This window comes from Pseudomonas sp. LBUM1666, assembly GCF_059695775.1.
Window position 1 is genome coordinate 1072982 of the sequence record NZ_CP166789.1, and the last position, 16296, is coordinate 1089277.

Here is a 16296-nt window from a genome sequence, read left to right on the forward strand (position 1 = left end):
CGGACAAACCAGATGGTTGTCGGTCGTCCGAAAGTGTCGGCTGCGGCACTCACACCACGTCACGGTATCGTGGCAATTTCAGGCCGTTGGCCAGGGCACCCTGAGCGGGCATCTTGTTGTGCCCGGCGCGGTCTTTGCCGCACCTCTTAAAGGGCATTAAGGCAGCTTGCCACGCTGCTTTTGGTTTAACTGCACCAAAGCGACGTGTTTGGTTCTTTCTACGACTACCTATTGAGTCTAGAAGAGTGCAGCACGAGGCGTTCGCTCACTGAGTATTTTTCAGGTAATCCTTGAGTGCGATGAGCGGGGCATCGAGCTCGCTTGTGCCAAGCTGAAGGGGTGTTGAAGCGCCGTGCATTCAATTGCCGGTCAGGCTAACCCCCAAGGAGTCCATGACATGAACACCACTCATGCATCGCGCGTCCGTAGAGAGTTCTACAAAGCAGTCAGGTTCTACTTTCACGTTGTCTGGCCAATTTTTTCCGTCCTGCTGTTTTTGATTGTGCTGTTCGGCCTGATCATCAGCTATCTGGAAGGATGGAATCCTTTTGACGGTATCTACTTCGCGTTCGTGACCGGCCTGACCATCGGTTATGGAGAACTCGTCCCCAAACTGGCCGTATCGCGGGTTCTGGCGATTTTGCTGGGATTTAACGGGGTGCTGATGACGGCGATATTTGCGGCGATCAGTATTCGGGCGATTGAGATTGCTGTGCAGGTGACGGAGCAGGGGGAATAGCGGAAGCCGTTGGCTTGGTCGGTTGTGCTCGAGCATTGTTGAGAACTGATCAGTGCAATTGATCGAAGGTGACGGTGTGGCCCGTCTTGCCTTTGGGCTGCACTTTTTGCGCATCGACGAACTTACGCCGTGCATGCGCCCAGCAACCCAGGCGCTCGACACCCAGCTGCGCGCCCACGGCGTTATAGCCGGCGTAATCGTCGGTCATCAGGTAGCCGTAATAATCGGTGAGCAAACGCAATGGCACCTCCTGCGCTAGGCTGGTGGTGTAGTCAAAAAGGATAACTGGCCGCTCAGGCGGGCCGCTGGCTTGAACCCACATCCTGGACTGGCTGGTCGGGTCTCGATCCGGTTCCTTCAGCACTTGTACCCGCGTTTCATCGCAGTGGATCACCGGACTTTCCAGCAAACGGTCGCGCATCAGATTAAGCAGCGGCTGAAAGTGTTCGCAGCACTGGATCACCCAGCGCGCCAGGGTTTGGCGTGGGATGTCGACGTCGTGTCGCCCAAGGACTTTTCGAACCTATACAGCGGCAGACCGTCGACGTATTTAGTGGTCAGCAGCATCGCCAAGACGCTGGGGCTGGCCATGCTTTTTTCGATCAATTGGGCAGGTTTGTCGGCGGTGATTGGCGCGGCTTCACATCCGCGGCAGCCGTAGACCTTGCGGATGTGTTTAATCACACGGATCTGCATCGGCACAATTTCCAGCTGTTCGCTGGTTGCTTCAGCGATGGTGGGGTAGAGGTAGACTTTTTCGACTTTGGCGTCGGGACGCATCATGGGTGTGATCTCCTGATGGGAATCGGGAGCACAGCATCAGGCTTCAACTGGCGGTTTTGAATGTGGGTACGGTGGATCGCTTACCTCCGATTATCACGTTCCTGGCCATGTGCAACGCGCAGCCGACCCGGTATGTCTGGAACGCAAAGGGGCCATGTATCTTGAACAAGATACATGGCCCCGCGAGACAATGGCCTCACGGGCGAATGGGTAAATTACTTAGAGAACAGCACACTATGGAAGTTGGGCAGTCATGAACACGTCAGATCACATTTAACAATACTGGCTCAGCGATTCGTCCCGGTCCTGCTTCACTTAGCATCTGGCGTAACTTAGCGACATTGCTTTGGAATCCCGCCTTGTTGGTTGCCAATTGATCAAGCAATGAAGTCGTCATCATGATTGAGTCAGCATTGGTTGCGGCAGGGTTCCTGATATTGACACCGGGCTTGAACAGCTCCCCGATGTGCGCCCCCATCAAATTACTCGAGCGATCAACAAATTCCCGGCCTTTGGACAGGTTCATAAGTTCCCTGACATCGACATCACCCGGTTTGATCCTGTTCTCCAGTTGTCTGCCGGCATAAGCGTAATCGAAGGTGTGCGGCTTGCCGTGAGAGATTTCATGGAGCAGCGCATCGGACATGGCTGAAGTACTAAAGCCAGTTTCCTTGTAGTAACCACAGATTCGAGAGGTGTACATATTTATGAACTTTTCGTTGTTCGACGGCGCCCCCGCCCATGCCTTGTAGTTAGCCTGCGACAGTGATGCCATCGCCATGTCGTCAGGAAGACTGGACTTGATGTTGATATTGTCAATGGATGTTTTTTGCAGGTCCTTGCTCATGTTTTCGAGCGCAGTTCTGTATGACTTTAAACCGTCGGCTGTGTCAGTGCCCAGAAACGTCTTGGTAATAAACTTAACATCCGATGCCTCTTCGAGATTGTCGAGCATGCTCAACGCGCTCTTCGCCTTGTTTCTCGCGCCTGGCAGCGCATCGATCATCACTGATCGTACGTAGCTCGTGGGGAGCAGTCTCGCTTTCAACGGCAAATGGGCAGCGTCACTAGACAGGAAGTTACTTAGTTTCTTGCCCCAAGGCTTACCGGTGGCGAGATTGAGTGCATACCAACTGTCCTGACGTCTGATGGCCAGAAGGCTGGTCGACTCGGATCCGTTCTCAATTAACTTCCACCTTCCGGGCACAACATCGCTACGGTTGGCTGCTTTAATCAAGTCATAACTTTGCGCACTGCCTGTCAGTCGCCGAACCTGATAAGTGGCTAAGTCAAGCGCATCGGCCCCGTGTTTGCTCAGCTGCATGACGCCTTTTTTGAAAAGGCGTGTACCGCCGTGTACTAGCGACGGTGCGCCGTCGAGCGGATTGAACATAGACACAGCAAAGCTGCTGCTGACTTTGACGATACTCAACACCTTAGAGGTCAGAGACCCGCTTTTGGCCGCGATACTGGCGATCTTGCCACTGACGCCAATCAACCCCCCTATGAGAGCCAATCCATCAAGTATGCAGCCGGTCACGCCGTCGGAAATACGCTCGGTTTCGCCAGAAGAAATATCCTCGATGCACGTTTTGAACGGTACGATCATATCGATCAATGCTGTTTTTAATGCTTCATCTCGCGTTCGTACGCGCTCCATTTTAGTTACACCTTTGGCCGAGCTATAGAGTTCTGCACGCGTGGCAATCGGGTTGAAATTCAAGAGCAAGTAGGCGACTTCATCCACTTGCGGGTTAAAAAATGTCACGGCCCGGCTCGTGGGGATTGGGTTGATGTACTGCTGGGCCGGGACCACATGGCAGAGTTTTTCAACCACCACCCATGAGCGCTCATCGGGACGTGCCGATCTACCCTGAAGATAAGCCTCGACATCTAGCGGCCATTGCAAGGGTTCAACTTTATCATGAGAGGCTGTCATGTCCCCAGTAAACGCCACGCTGGGTGTGGCACTAATAAGGTTGTTGGCAGTCAGCAAATTAACTAAGTCTGGTCGGCAGTGACATTCGCCCTTTAGTGTGAATAACTCATAGGCGCGGATCTGCCCTTTGTATTCACTTGAAATAATAACGCCGTAGCGCCCTTTGATGGCATTTCGCTCTTTTTGTGTTTCATAGTTCCATAATGAATGACCGCTTCTCTGTCGGACGGTGTAGCATTTCAATTGGCCTTGAGTGATGAACAGTCGATCCTGCTCCGGCAAGTGCGACAGGGCGAGCTTTATGCTGGTCGCCAGACCTTTTGTCAACTGTTCGTAATATTGATCGAACGCCTGCTCAAATTGCGGCGCTATGGGTTTTAAATTGTGAAGGTAATTCAGAATCCTGGACGCTTCAGGCTGTTTTCCGTTGAGTTCAAGTTTTGACGAGAGTTTCCCATTCATGACCAGGTCACCGGACATGTGCAAGTCGATGATTGAATGGTGAATATAGTTTCTCCCTTCGAAAATCATCTCAAAGACGTTAGCGAACACTTCCATTCGGAGCGTATCTTTTTCTAAGTAATCGCCCTTGGGAAGTTCTCGATGCAACTCGTTGAGGGTTATCTCTCGCCGACTGGGTAATGGGGCGGCGAGCGCGTCTACAGATTGAGCCAGTGCCTCGGCATAAGCGTTATAACGAGAGAGCGCCCACCTGAGTCTGTCTTCGCCGTACTCTCCTTGCGCGTCATACTTCACAAAGTCATTCATGACAGCCCAATCGAGAATCGGATACATTGCCAGGCTATCAAGGAGCAGTGCGTGGGACTGGTTCAGCGGTGCAATAGCAGAGACCTCCAACAATTCGGAGTAGGTCATCGAGCGCGAAGCCCCGGGTTCGTTTATCTCCACAATGCTTACCGCGCGACACAGCGTAATCCAACCCGGTGTACCAACAAGTACGTCAGACGAAAGGTTTTTTATCAGTAGTTCAGGTGCCGTACCCGCGAGTAAAACATGTACCGCAAGCGGGGCTGCGTAAGGGGTGACTCCTGCGTGGTCAATCAGGTGTTCCTCAATTTCGCAGAGCACGTCTTCGGCCGTGCGCCCCAGGTTGGAGGGTTGATAAAGATCGTAGCCAGCGACCATGTTTCTCTGCTCCCCGGCCGAAGGGTCGAAGTCGATGATGAGGGCGGCCAGGACAAATCGTGCGAGGTGTTCATCATTAGCGGCTTCATCATCAGTAATCATTGGCCAGCCAAGGCGCTCATGTATTTTTCGCCCCAATGCCTTTGCAGGTTCACGTCGCAACACGCTCTGCAATATTTTCTCGGCATTTTCTTTCATTTGTTCACGAGCAATCAGCGATATATTTGTGTAGCTGATGTATTCCAGCAGGCTTCTTTTTCCCGCGGTCAGTTCCTTAATCAACTCTGCGATGAGACGTTTGTCCTCGGATGTTAACCGTAGTGCCGATTCAGTGGGGGCCATCAAGGGCGCCCAATAGTTACCCAGCGGCGGGCTAGGAGGCAGTTGCAATTTTAGAAATGCAATCAGATTTTCCGTCTGCTCGACGCTTACTGGTAGCGGGTATCCGTGAAATTCAAGCCACTGCTCAACGAAGAAGAAGTTGTCCCAGCATACGTAGTCGCCCGTCAACTTCGCCCCTTCAGCGATGACTGACAAATCATTCAGAAGTGTCGATTCGTTTTTGACGTAGGCTGTAATGTCAATAAAGTCGAGTGCACGTGCAACAAAGATGCTGCCCGCGGCGTCAATAAAAACGGGGTTGTAGTCGGGAGCGCCAACCTGTTGCAAGATTGCTGTGAATTCTTCTTTCTTCTTCATTTTTGCCAATATGTGGAAGAAGGGGGCTTGGGTCTCGCAAAGGCTGGAGCCTTCGACAGGTAAAATGAACTGCTGCCGCCAAATGACGGTTATGTTTCTTTTTTGGTCGGCAAGTGCCGAGTGCAATACGTTAATGATTTGTAGTTTTTCACGATCATTGCCTTCTTTGGAAGTTTTAGAGTGATGTAGGTGGTCAGTTGATTGCAAGTTTAATTGGCTCATAAATAGGGTCTGCCTGTTCAGTAGTTTGGAAGTGTTAATATTGTAGTGTTGTGTATGGTGATTTGCTGAGGTAAGTACTGCTGAAGAGTGCGGGTGTTTAATTTAATAAGGAAGGCAAGATGCTTGTCGTATTGTTTCGTGGTGTTGGTGTTGCGGGGTTTATATAGATAAGGCGCTGAAGTTTCTTTGTGTCAGGGATTATGTATGAAGTTGTGTTTGAGGCTACTTGCAGCGTATCTTCTACCCAGTTCCTTACATGAAAGGGATTCTGGCTGCTCATGTAAACTTTGGGCAGCACGCTATTCGATGAGTGGTATGTAAAAAAGCAATGTCAGACGCGTTACCTGGCATTCTGACCGGTTCATCTGATCGGACCTATTGCTGAGTTATTCACTGCCGATAATAGAACGTCAATTGCAGGCTGCGTGTTAGAGCATGCAAGCTCATGTTCGGAGGCAACAGTGATGCGTTGCAAAACTGCAGGTGGCCCTGAGTTTCCCGTACGGTCATCCCTCGGGCTTACAGCGAAATGACCTTGTCGTCAAAACCGGTCCAGCGCGTCTGGTGTCTAGAAGCTAGCTGGGGCTCGAACATTCACTGGCGATCACGGGGAGTTTCCAGCGGTAGCTCGCCAAAGTTGGCCTTGAGCGTTTTGCCGCTATGGCCGTTGCGAGCATTTCCTTCGGCATTGGTAACCGCTGCGCTTTTGTCATGACCCAGGTGCTCGGTCATTTCAGCTTCCAGGGCTCGTTCGACGAGCATCTTGGTGAGCTTTTGAGCAGACCATTTTCGCCGATCAGATCTTCGGGTTTTCGGTAGTTGGCCAACAGGCTGTCGGCCAGCTTTACCAGCTCAGGATCGGGTTTGACTCGTAAAATGCGCTTGGGCTCGGTAATTGAGACTTCTTGGGAAGGGGAGTGTGCGCCTAATGATCGTTTACACAAACCTCAGGACACCCTCGCGTTCGCGCTTTATAGGCCGCCTGCTTTCATTCATTGAATTTCTTTCAGATAATACTTGAGCGCGATGAGCGGGGCATCAAGCTGCTGCATCGTCCGCGCATTGCTGAAATCAGCTGACAACTTGTGTAGTTCGCGCCCCAGCGGCGTCCCAATACCACCCAAAGCCTCCAGCGCCAAACCCACACAATGCGCCACCCTAAACTGAATCCCCTCAACATCCCCCCGACGCACCAACAACCCAAACACCTCCCGCTCATAATCACTCATGATCGGATCATCCCGCAGAATCGGACTTTCACCTTCCGCCTCATAAGCCAGCTTGAGGGCGAAAAGGGCAACGGTTTCCAGTGGCAATTCCATTGTGTGAATCCTTGATTCGTTAGCCGAGCGGTTTGGGTTATAGCGCCTCAAAAGCAGGATCAAAAGATCGCAGCCTTCGGCAGCTCCTAAGGGGTGGCGGGGTGGGTTCACTTTTCTGTAGGCGAAAAAAAAGGCCTTGCAAAGCAAGACCTTTCTTAATTTTGGTGCCCGAGGGAGACTCGCGCAACCTATATAATCCGTGGCTTGCAGAGTGATTGCTCAGTCAGGGATACAAGTAGGGATACACGCTGCTTCCTACTGGCTTCCCTTGGGAGTCATCAAGCGACGGTAAGTCTACTACTAGCGCTTGGGATAAGTAATCGTCCCGAGCAGGCCACAGACCAACCGGTGATCGGTCACGTTGAAGATTGCTGGGTCTTTCTCGTCCTGCTCGCCGATGAAGAAAACCCATGGCCGTTCTTTGCTATTTTTCTTTTTCGCCTCAATACCCTCTTCACGTAGCACGTCGATTTCATTACGCACAACTGTGCGTTTTGCCTTCGACCAACCTTCTCGGCAGACGCGAATCCTGTAAGGCCGGACTAGTTTGGGAGGATCTTTGACCCACTCACCTGCAGACAGGTTGATGTAAAGGTAGTCTCCCTCTTCCTCAGGTTTGCTCCAGTGAAGCTCTGCATAGAAAATCTTTGCTCGAGTGAAGGTTTCTATCCCCTCCCCACGTAGCTTTTTGAACGCGTATTGGTACGTTGTATCGTCGATACCAGGCACTTCAAGCGACAAATCCCGATCATAGGGAAAGTCGATAAACGCTCTGCAGATCGGGCGGATGCTGTTGGCTGAGCGTCGTCCTTTCGGCCTTTCTTCACCTACATCTCCTGAACGGCTTTTGCTGACGCTGGTCGTTTGGGCTGCAGAGGGAGGGAGGTCGACGTCGACTACAGTCCTTTCGTTTCGAAGTTTTAACCGTGCAGGAGATAATGCCGCACTTGTCTCTAACTCTTTGCGGACGCTGCCTGTCTTCCCTTTGGATACTGTTTTCTTTTCCCCCTCGATATCACACCCTTCAAAATGGTCCTTTCCGCGTGCACTTCGAAAATGAGGCCGCTGCAGATTAGTTTTTTGATAGGAAGCGGGGAATACGTCGAGTTTGCAACCTCTACAGATGTAGCCGTAGGTGTCCACCTCCGGCAGAAGCCAGAGGTCCTCAGCTTCAACAATTTCCATGGTTTTTCTATCGCGCGCCGATTCCATAGCCACTCCTTAAGTTGAGCTTTAGCGTACCACCGTGGTGAACGAGCGGAAAATGCCGGGGGCCCCTACGGAAAATCGTTAGGTACGGGGTCGGAAACCCGCGGGATCGTGTTAGCGGAAAGGTTGCCAGCTTAGTGAACAGGTGAACTGGGTGAACTGCGGTTCACCAGTGCATTTGCCCTATCCCTTTGGTGATCGAATCCAACTATTACCAATGCGGTAACGAACCCCTCACTTCTGCGAAATCTATTTCAATTTCAATGCCCGAAATTTCAGTAAGTTGAGGCCCCTGCCGCTACCACGATCCGGCGGGTTTCCGACCCCGTACCTACCAAACATTCCCAGGGGCCCTGGCTATTTCGATACCCCGGTTGATGCATTTCACCTGTTGGTAGACGGCACCTCCCAAGCGTTCTGGCATTCGGCGACCCAGCGTTCGAATTCTGCATCAGTCGATACCAGCCAGTATTGCAGTCGCTGGCGGCGTCATCACTGATGGGGTGTGGGGGCTAGAAAAGACGTGTTACAGGTGTTGCTGGTGTTGCGAGTGATGTTAACTGATTGAATTTGTTGGTTTTTATTTTTGTTACACACCGATCATCCCTTACATGCGTTGGGTGTTACAAGCCAAATAGGTGTTACAAAAGCGTTTACAAATTTGGGTAAACCGTATGCCGCAGTCGGCCAAAAGCAGACACTCAAAGCATCACCTAAACTGGTGCGAATCAGTCGATCTCAAGAATCAGTCTGTGGAATAGCGCCTCCCATTATCGTGGGCTCACCATCTGAACAAATCGATGGCACGATTAGTGGATCAGTGGACTTTTACTGAAGGAATAGTATGAAAGTCGTCAGCCTCAAGATTCAGAATTTTCGCGGTATCAGGTCCGCCCAACTCTTGTTTGATGGTCACACGCTGATGGTTGGCACGAACAACGTCGGCAAAAGTACGATCTGTGAAGCTCTTGATCTCGTTCTCGGGCCTGATCGCCTGAATCGTTTTCCGCCTATCGACGAGTTTGATTTTTATAACAGTATCTACTTAATGCCAGCCGCAGAGATTGGCGGTTCGCCCACACCTATTCCACTTCGAATAGAAGCTGTGCTCATCGAACTCAATGGTGAGATAGGTAACAAGTGCGGTGGAAATGTTGAATTTTGGCATCAGACAGAAAAGCGAATCCTTGGGCCTGGGGAGATAGCGGCTGCTAACCCGCCTGATGTACTCCCATGCCTGCGCATCGAAACCGTGGGGTGCTACGACATCGACGAAGATGAGTTCGTTGCTAGAACGTACTTCTCGCACAGTCCAGATGCTCCGCTTGGCGAATTGACATCAGTTCCTAGACCAATCAAACGCCAATTCGGTTTCCTTTACCTCCGGACCCTCAGAACAGGCTCCAGAGCCCTTAGTCTCGAGCGTGGATCGATGCTGGACATCATATTGCGGGCTAAAGGTATAAGGACGGCCCTTTGGGAAAAGACCATCTCACGACTCAAGAATCTTGATATTGAGCAAGATGCTGCTGAGATTGCACCTGTACTTCGTTCAGTAGAAAAACGCTTGGCTAGGTACATTGCATTGGAGTCACATGGTAATGCCACAAAACTTCACGTATCTGAGTTGACCCGAGAGCATCTACGCAAAACGATGACGTTTTTCCTAGCACTGTCGTCCGATCAGGGTCATGTACCTTTTGCTCACGCTGGTACCGGCACCATCAATACGCTGGTGCTAGCCTTACTCTCATTCATCGCTGATTTAAAGCCTGATACTGTTATCTTCGCAATGGAGGAGCCCGAAATTGCGGTTCCGCCGCATACTCAACGGCGCATTGCCGAGTACTTGGTTACTAAGACAACCCAAGCTTTTGTCACGTCCCATTCGCCGTTCGTGATTGAGAAATTTGAACCGAACCAAACGCTCATGCTAGCCCGCGATGGTGGAGAAGTCTCTTTTCGAAAGGTATCAGACGCGACTGGATTAAAGGATAACGACTACAAACGATTCTCTAGATCGGGGCTTTCCGAATGCATGCTAGGCAGGGCAGCTATTGTGGTCGAAGGCGTAACCGAATTTCATGCACTACCAATCGTCGCACGTCGCATGGAAGAGCATGATCCGACCCTTCAGCCGTTAGATATAGCAGGCGTTGCGTTCTTCGACGCAGATGGGGAGTCGAATATGCCGAAATTTGGCAAGTTTTTTAAAACGCTCGGCCTTCGAGCATTTGCGTTTTATGACCTTGACTACAAAAAGACTCGTAAACCGGAACAGGCCGCAGCACTAGCCGAGAACTATGAAATTAACATTGAGCACGGCTATAAAGGTTTCGAGGTTCTCCTATCTACGGAGGTGCCGGCGGATCGTTTGTGGGCCTTCCTCTGTTCATTGAAAGCCAACGATGAGAACGGAAACGTTGCGGTTCCGGATGAGCGCCCCGACGAGGGTGCAGTCAGGCAGTTAGCGCGGGAGGCGCTGGGAAGTCACAAAGGGGCAGGATGGGCTGGACGGCTGCTTGATAAGTGTGACTATGGAGAACTACCAGTGACCGTCACGAGCTTTCTCGCGAAAGTCTACGCACGCTTCCCACCACCGCCGCCAATCGATGATGGACCGGAAAATGAAGAGGCCCGCGGCGAGTTCCCAGTCGCATGAACCAAGTCCCCGATTCTCGCGAAAACGTGTTGGCTTGCGATGGACATACACTTGTAGTCGGTGGGCCTGGTAGCGGGAAAACGACGGTTGCGCTTCGCAAGGCTGTACTCCGTATAAAACGCGGGATGGAGCCCGGCCAGTCGGTACTTTTTCTGAGTTTCTCTCGTGCGGCAGTCGCGAGAATTCTCAGTGCCGCCAAGTTAGAGTCGGCGAGTGATGAGCGAGATCAACTTTCGATCCAAACATTTCACTCGTTCTTCTGGAGCATACTCAAAGCCCACGGTTATTTGCTTGGCGTACCGTACAAGCTCTCGATCTTATTGCCGCAAGACGAGAAGTCCATCTCGGGCGGAATTGGTGCAGATGATGATGGCTGGGCGGATTGGCAAATTGCTCGTGAGGAACTATTTCGCAAAGAGGGTAAGGTTGCGTTCGATCTCTTTGCTCCCAATACGGTCCAGTTACTGGAGTCGAGTAGCTACCTCCTGACATCTATTGCTCGACGCCATCCGTTGATTATCGTAGATGAAGCGCAAGATACCGGTGAATGGGCGTGGCGATGTATTGAGCTACTTGCGAAGCATTCGCAGGTGCTATGTCTGGCTGACCTTGAACAGCAAATCTTCGATTTTTTACCAGGCGTCGGCCCGGAGAGAATTTCTTCGATCAGAGAGGCACTTGCTCCCCTAGAGGTCGATCTAGGGGGGGAGAATCACCGTAGTCCAGATTCTGAAGTTTTGTTATTCGCAAATGATGTGCTGAAAGGAAATGCGCGGGGAGGTCCCTATAAAGGTGTTTCAACATTTTCGTATAGGCCAGAAAACCCCTCTCCAAACTGGAACCATTTACTTCGCCGCGCGTTGAAAGATTTGTACGACCTAATGATAAACAAGACCGGGGCTCCTCCAGAGTCCATCGCGGTTTTGGTTCCGAATAACCGGAGCGCTTTAAGAATGTCGAATGCACTGAACGCTCTTGGAGCATACGAAGGTAAGTCGATCCGCCATAGGCTCCTATTCGATGAGGCGGAGGCGCTGCTGTCCGCTCGGTTTGCTGCATTTCTTCTTGAGCCTAAAGATATTGCTCAGGTAGAAAACGACATCGCGACTAGCATGGAGCTAATTGCTTCTGCGCGGAGTGCGACAGGACAGGCACGGAAGGAAATCGCAAAACTACGAGAGCAGGCCCTGAAAATTCGTGGGGGCAAATTACTAAGTATCAACATAGTGAAATCGTTACGCGGTTTGATCAATTGGTTGAGCCAGTCGAGTTTCACTGGAGACCCTGCTCAAGATTGGTTAGCTATAAAGCAAGCTCTGCGGAATACAGGACAAGGCGAACTCGTTCGGGTAGCTAGCCAGCTAGATTTTCTAGTCGCATTTAGGCGAGGGCATCGGATTTCTGCGGCTCTCTCGTCAGAATGGTTGCGTGACGGAGCGTATACGCACGCTCGGCAGGCGCTCGACCAAGCGCTAGCGCAAGACCAAATTCTTGACGGAGCGGAATCCATTTCAGGGCTGCAAGTCATGAATTTTCACAAAGCGAAGGGGAAACAATTTGACTGCGTGATAATTGTCAGGGAAGCACGTAGAAGCGATAAGGGCGTTGAGTCGTCATTCGTATGGCGTGACGACATTCCCCCATTCCCCAAAAGTCGTAAGATCCTTCGAGTCGGAATTACCCGGGCACGGCACCACGTGCTTTTAATAAGTCCGCTGTGGCCCGCCTGTCCAATCTTGGAGGGGCATAAGCTCTGAAGATTTTAGGCTGGTTTCGACCGCTTACTGAGTCACGCCCTAGCGTCCTAGACACTCATGGCTGACTGTTTTTTGCCGATTGCTGCCCTTTACGGAGGGCCGCTGTCGGCCAAAAGCAGACTCTCAGATCAGAAGTAATATTGACTCAATATCGGAGGATGGTCGCGTGCCAAGAAACAATGTTGACTCTAAATGCTGCAAAAAACGATATACGGCCTAAAATAATAGCGATAGGCTATTATCTGAGGTTGAATTTGGACCGATCATCCGGATAGGATGTGTGTCGTAACAAATGTTCTCAGGGATTAGTGAAATATTTGCATGGGCGGCGAAGAAAATTGATTATCCACAAGTTTTACGCCACAGGCGTGCATGACATTTTTAACTTTGAGTTGGACTTTCACTCAGATGTTAATTTTTTAATTGGCATCAACGGTAGCGGAAAGACAAGTGCATTGCAGTTATTAGAAGCTGCACTTTCATTCGATCTTGCTGCATTAATTGGAGTTAAGTTTTCAAACCTAATGGTCGATCTGACTGGGGATAATGGGCGATTCATGCTGGAAATTGACTCATCTCCAGAGAGAATTGCTATACGTGTAAACGACGACTCAGTTTATTTTGATAATGCTCGGGTTTTCGGAGAAGACGTAATCGGCCGAAGGGCGAGTCCCTCAATGGCGGAGTTCATTGAAAATCATCGTCTAGAAATGATTAGAAAAGGTGGTCCAATTATTCAGAAGTTCCTAGCTCAAAGTAAGCCTTTGTTTTTAGGATTGGAGCGGAAAATAAGTGGGCAAGACGAATATGTAGCACGGAATCCATATAGAGAGAGCCACGGAAGAATTATTTCTAGAGGAGCAAAAGAGCTACTTGAGGGCTTGGATAGTTGCCAGAAACTGATCGAGCGCGCATATACTAGATACAGGAGGGCTAGTGACAGCCGAATCGACCGCCTGTCTACTGTGATACTGGAATCTACATTCGAGTATTTTGAGTTTGATATCGAAAAACTGAACGAAGCCCAACTGAATCCATACGAAGATCTTCAAGAATTACACGACCGACGTGCCGAAATAGAAAAGTTTGTGAAAGATCTCGGTGGCTCTGACAAGGCCATCACGCAGATAAGTGAATTTTTCTCAAAAATGTTATTGGTTGTAAACCGTCCAGTTGGACGAGACCCACGAGAAGGGTGGAGTCTTGAATGGTTTATGAATATGGCTCAGATCAAGAGAATCAGGGCAATACTTTCCGAGATTGATCGTCAGAAGAAAATGGCAGAAAGGCACTATGCGCCGATCAAAGAGTTTTTGATAGTTGTAAACCGCTTCTTTCAGCCGTCAAAAAAAGATATCGTCATAGACGCGGTTGGAAAGCTCAAGGTGCTGCAGGGTGGCAAATTTATTGATTTGGAAAATCTTTCCTCGGGGGAAAAACAACTAATTATACTTTTGGTGCATTCCCGGTTTGGATCAACAAAGAGCAATTCATTCATCATTGATGAGCCTGAGCTATCTCTGCATATGAGATGGCAAGAGATGTTGGTTGAGGCACTTACTGAGAATAATAAAATCAATCAGTTCATATTTGCCACTCACTCACCTGAGATTGTGGGATTACTGAAAGATAAGTGCATTAGGGTTTGATAACATGGATGCGGACTTGATTCGAAGAAGTAGTGGAAAATTTGCGGCCTCAGTTTTTTATGAGGGGTACAATGACTTCGATGTCTATATTGAAGACACTGCCGAGGGTTATCCAAAAATTTTCTCATTTATGTTATCTAGGCTTTTACCTACTACAGTTACACTTGAGAAAGTCTTCCCGTTAGGTGATAGGAATCAAGTTGTAGAGGCCGCCAGGCGGGAAACTGAGCAAAAAAGCCACCGAAGCTCGGTCTATATAATTGATGGTGATCTTTATTTGCTCGCAGGTGAAACGACGCAGCTGCCGCCAAACGTGATTGTTTTACCTAGATACTGTATCGAAAACTTTTTAATTGATGAGCAAGCGTTTCTTCAAATTATGAACGAAGAAAGCGCTGGCTTAAATTTGGATAAGATAAAGGAAACATTTGATTTCGAAGGTTGGGTGGGGCGTAGTCGTCCAGTTTTGCGAAATTTGTTTGAAGTATTTGCAGTTTCGCATAGATTGAAGTCGGGGATTGCGACCACCTCAAGAGGCTATAAATCAATATGTAAGGGGGAAACTGGCGAAGTCGATGCTGACAAAGTAGCAATCATCATGCAGGAAATTGAGAGCGAACTAGTCCGAAGATATGGCGTTGATGATGTTGAAAGTGCTTATGAGTATGTTAGGAGGAATGTAAATTGCGACAGCTGTTTCCTTAAAACATATGTGTCGGGAAAAGACTTCCTGCTTCCGTTGCTTTTTGTACGGATGCGATTTATTACAAGCAGTAAAACCGCAAACTTATTTATAAAAATTAGGATGTCTAGGTGGTGCTCGCTAGAACCGCTAAATGACTTCGGTCGTCAGGTCATACATATGCTTGGATTGAGCAAGCCCATCTAGTCGGTTAATAACGTTTTCATTCATGGTGCCGAGGTAAGGAGGAAGCCCATCCCATTACTTATAGCTGGAAGCTGGCTACCGAATTTGAACTCAACGGAAGCTTTCGCGAGCTTCCGCTTATCTTTATCGCCGCTTTTTCAGCTTATGCTCGATTAGCCCCATTTCTGCCTTGATCGCAGTGATGGTGAGGTTCTGCATCGCCGTGTTTTTTCCGATTTTAGTATCCACGAGCTTGAGTAGGGCGGTCAGGTGGGCTTTTCTCGCCTTAAGCGTTTCGGATATGGATGAGCTGTTTTGTGTCGTTGTATTCATGGCTTCGATCCTTGGAATGGTTTAAACAGCCCGCGAAGGCAGGCTGTTTCAGGGGCCTCGGCAGTTACATCGAGAGCAGATCGCGCGTGCGATGCTGGATGGCACGGTCTGCCAGTTCGCCCCACCTCCAACTACCGAAGTTTTCACCCTGCTCGGGAATATCGAGCGTCATTAAGGACATCGGGTCGCGGCCAATCATCCGTGCGGCGGCGTACAGCTTGCCGCCTACCTCTAGCAGCGCTTGGGCCGCTTCATTCCACGTTTCCTCCAAGGCGTCGTGAGCGAGCCGTAAGGCGGTGTCCTCAATTTTTTGTTGTTCTACCTGAGCCTCACTGATGTGTCGGTCAACGATGGCCAGCTCTTGCTCCAAGGCGGTGATGATCAGGAGCTGGCGGCGATGTTGTTCGGTGGCGGTAGTGAGGTTTTTCGCGGCTTTCTGAGCGTCGGTGCTAGCTGCTTTTTCGCCGTCGACGTCGCCCCACGCCACGGCCTGTGCGTAAGCGGTAGCCGCCTCAGTCTCAGCCTGCCGTGCGCTGGTAATCTCTTCCTGTGCTTGCTGGCGAATTTCCTCCAGGCGAGTGCTCAGGCTTTGCCGTTTATCGTTAAGCTCCAGCTCATCCGCCATCCAGTTAGCCATGTCGGTAATGTAGCCCTCCATCAGGCTCTCTCGGTTGGCCAGCTTTTCCAGGCGGTCCAGCGTTTGGTCGAGTCGGAAGATCTGATGATCGATCGAGTCGATCTTGATTTGGCGACTGCTGATCTCATGCCTGACGTCGCTCTCTCGGCCGTTGTTAATGACGTCCTCGCTGTGAAGCGCAGCCTCAAAAGGTGGTATTTCCTTTTTGAGCGCCTCCATTTCGATGACTTTATTGGCGCGTGCGTCTTTCAGTTGTTCAATTCGGTTCATGGGTTGTGTCCTAATTATTGGGTTGGGTTCGCAGGGGCTGGCGAGGCCGATTAAGCCGGCT

The 16296-nt window shown here is 50.2% G+C and carries 10 protein-coding genes and 3 pseudogenes; 6 read left to right on the plus strand and 7 right to left on the minus strand.

All coding sequences use genetic code 11. From position 1 onward, the window contains the following. Positions 1–397: 397 nt before the first annotated feature. Positions 398–739, plus strand: coding sequence for a potassium channel family protein (locus tag ACA056_RS04765; RefSeq protein ID WP_497270873.1), 342 nt, complete (start codon positions 398–400; stop codon positions 737–739). A 79-nt stretch (positions 740–818) separates the two neighbouring features. Here ACA056_RS04765 and tnpC read toward each other — a convergent pair. Continuing rightward, positions 819–1474, minus strand: a pseudogene (tnpC, locus tag ACA056_RS04770) (IS66 family transposase); the annotation flags it as partial. 137 nt (positions 1475–1611) lie between these two features. On the opposite strand from tnpC, the pseudogene ACA056_RS04775 reads away from it, so the two are divergent. Further along, positions 1612–1736 (plus strand): annotated as a pseudogene (locus ACA056_RS04775) (IS630 family transposase); the annotation flags it as partial. 48 nt (positions 1737–1784) lie between these two features. Here the strand turns inward: ACA056_RS04775 and ACA056_RS04780 are convergent. From ACA056_RS04780 to ACA056_RS04795, 4 genes and pseudogenes are all read right to left on the minus strand, one after another. Further along, on the minus strand, positions 1785–5528 hold the full coding sequence (locus ACA056_RS04780; protein WP_497270875.1) for a hypothetical protein: 3744 nt from the start codon (positions 5526–5528) through the stop codon (positions 1785–1787). A gap of 444 nt (positions 5529–5972) precedes the next feature. Then, positions 5973–6379 (minus strand): annotated as a pseudogene (locus ACA056_RS04785) (transposase); the annotation flags it as partial. A 141-nt stretch (positions 6380–6520) separates the two neighbouring features. Continuing rightward, positions 6521–6850: a hypothetical protein gene (locus ACA056_RS04790; protein ID WP_497270877.1), complete on the minus strand. Its 330-nt coding sequence runs from the start codon at positions 6848–6850 to the stop codon at positions 6521–6523. A gap of 300 nt (positions 6851–7150) precedes the next feature. Beyond that, a complete protein-coding gene (locus ACA056_RS04795) occupies positions 7151–8062 on the minus strand; it encodes a hypothetical protein (RefSeq protein WP_497270879.1) in 912 nt (303 codons plus the stop codon). An 841-nt stretch (positions 8063–8903) separates the two neighbouring features. On the opposite strand from ACA056_RS04795, the gene ACA056_RS04800 reads away from it, so the two are divergent. The 4 genes from ACA056_RS04800 to ACA056_RS04815 all read left to right on the plus strand — a co-directional run bounded on the left by ACA056_RS04800 (position 8904) and on the right by ACA056_RS04815 (position 15016). Continuing rightward, on the plus strand, positions 8904–10721 hold the full coding sequence (locus tag ACA056_RS04800) for an ATP-dependent nuclease (protein ID WP_497270881.1): 1818 nt from the start codon (positions 8904–8906) through the stop codon (positions 10719–10721). Next, on the plus strand, positions 10718–12478 hold the full coding sequence (locus tag ACA056_RS04805) for a UvrD-helicase domain-containing protein (RefSeq protein WP_497270883.1): 1761 nt from the start codon (positions 10718–10720) through the stop codon (positions 12476–12478). Before ACA056_RS04800 ends, ACA056_RS04805 begins: the two co-directional genes overlap by 4 nt. 338 nt (positions 12479–12816) lie before the next feature. Further along, on the plus strand, positions 12817–14127 hold the full coding sequence (locus ACA056_RS04810) for an AAA family ATPase (protein WP_497270885.1): 1311 nt from the start codon (positions 12817–12819) through the stop codon (positions 14125–14127). Positions 14128–14131: 4 nt separating this feature from the next. Further along, positions 14132–15016 carry a DUF4435 domain-containing protein gene (locus ACA056_RS04815; RefSeq protein ID WP_497270887.1) on the plus strand — a complete coding sequence of 295 codons (885 nt, stop codon included), beginning with the start codon at positions 14132–14134 and terminating at the stop codon, positions 15014–15016. A 123-nt stretch (positions 15017–15139) separates the two neighbouring features. On the opposite strand, the gene ACA056_RS04820 is transcribed toward ACA056_RS04815, so the two are convergent. Further along, a complete protein-coding gene (locus ACA056_RS04820) occupies positions 15140–15328 on the minus strand; it encodes a hypothetical protein (protein WP_497270889.1) in 189 nt (62 codons plus the stop codon). Between the two features lie 64 nt (positions 15329–15392). Further along, complete coding sequence (locus ACA056_RS04825; RefSeq protein ID WP_497270891.1) at positions 15393–16235, minus strand: chromosome segregation protein SMC; 843 nt, start codon at positions 16233–16235, stop codon at positions 15393–15395. Between the last annotated feature and the right edge of the window lie 61 nt (positions 16236–16296).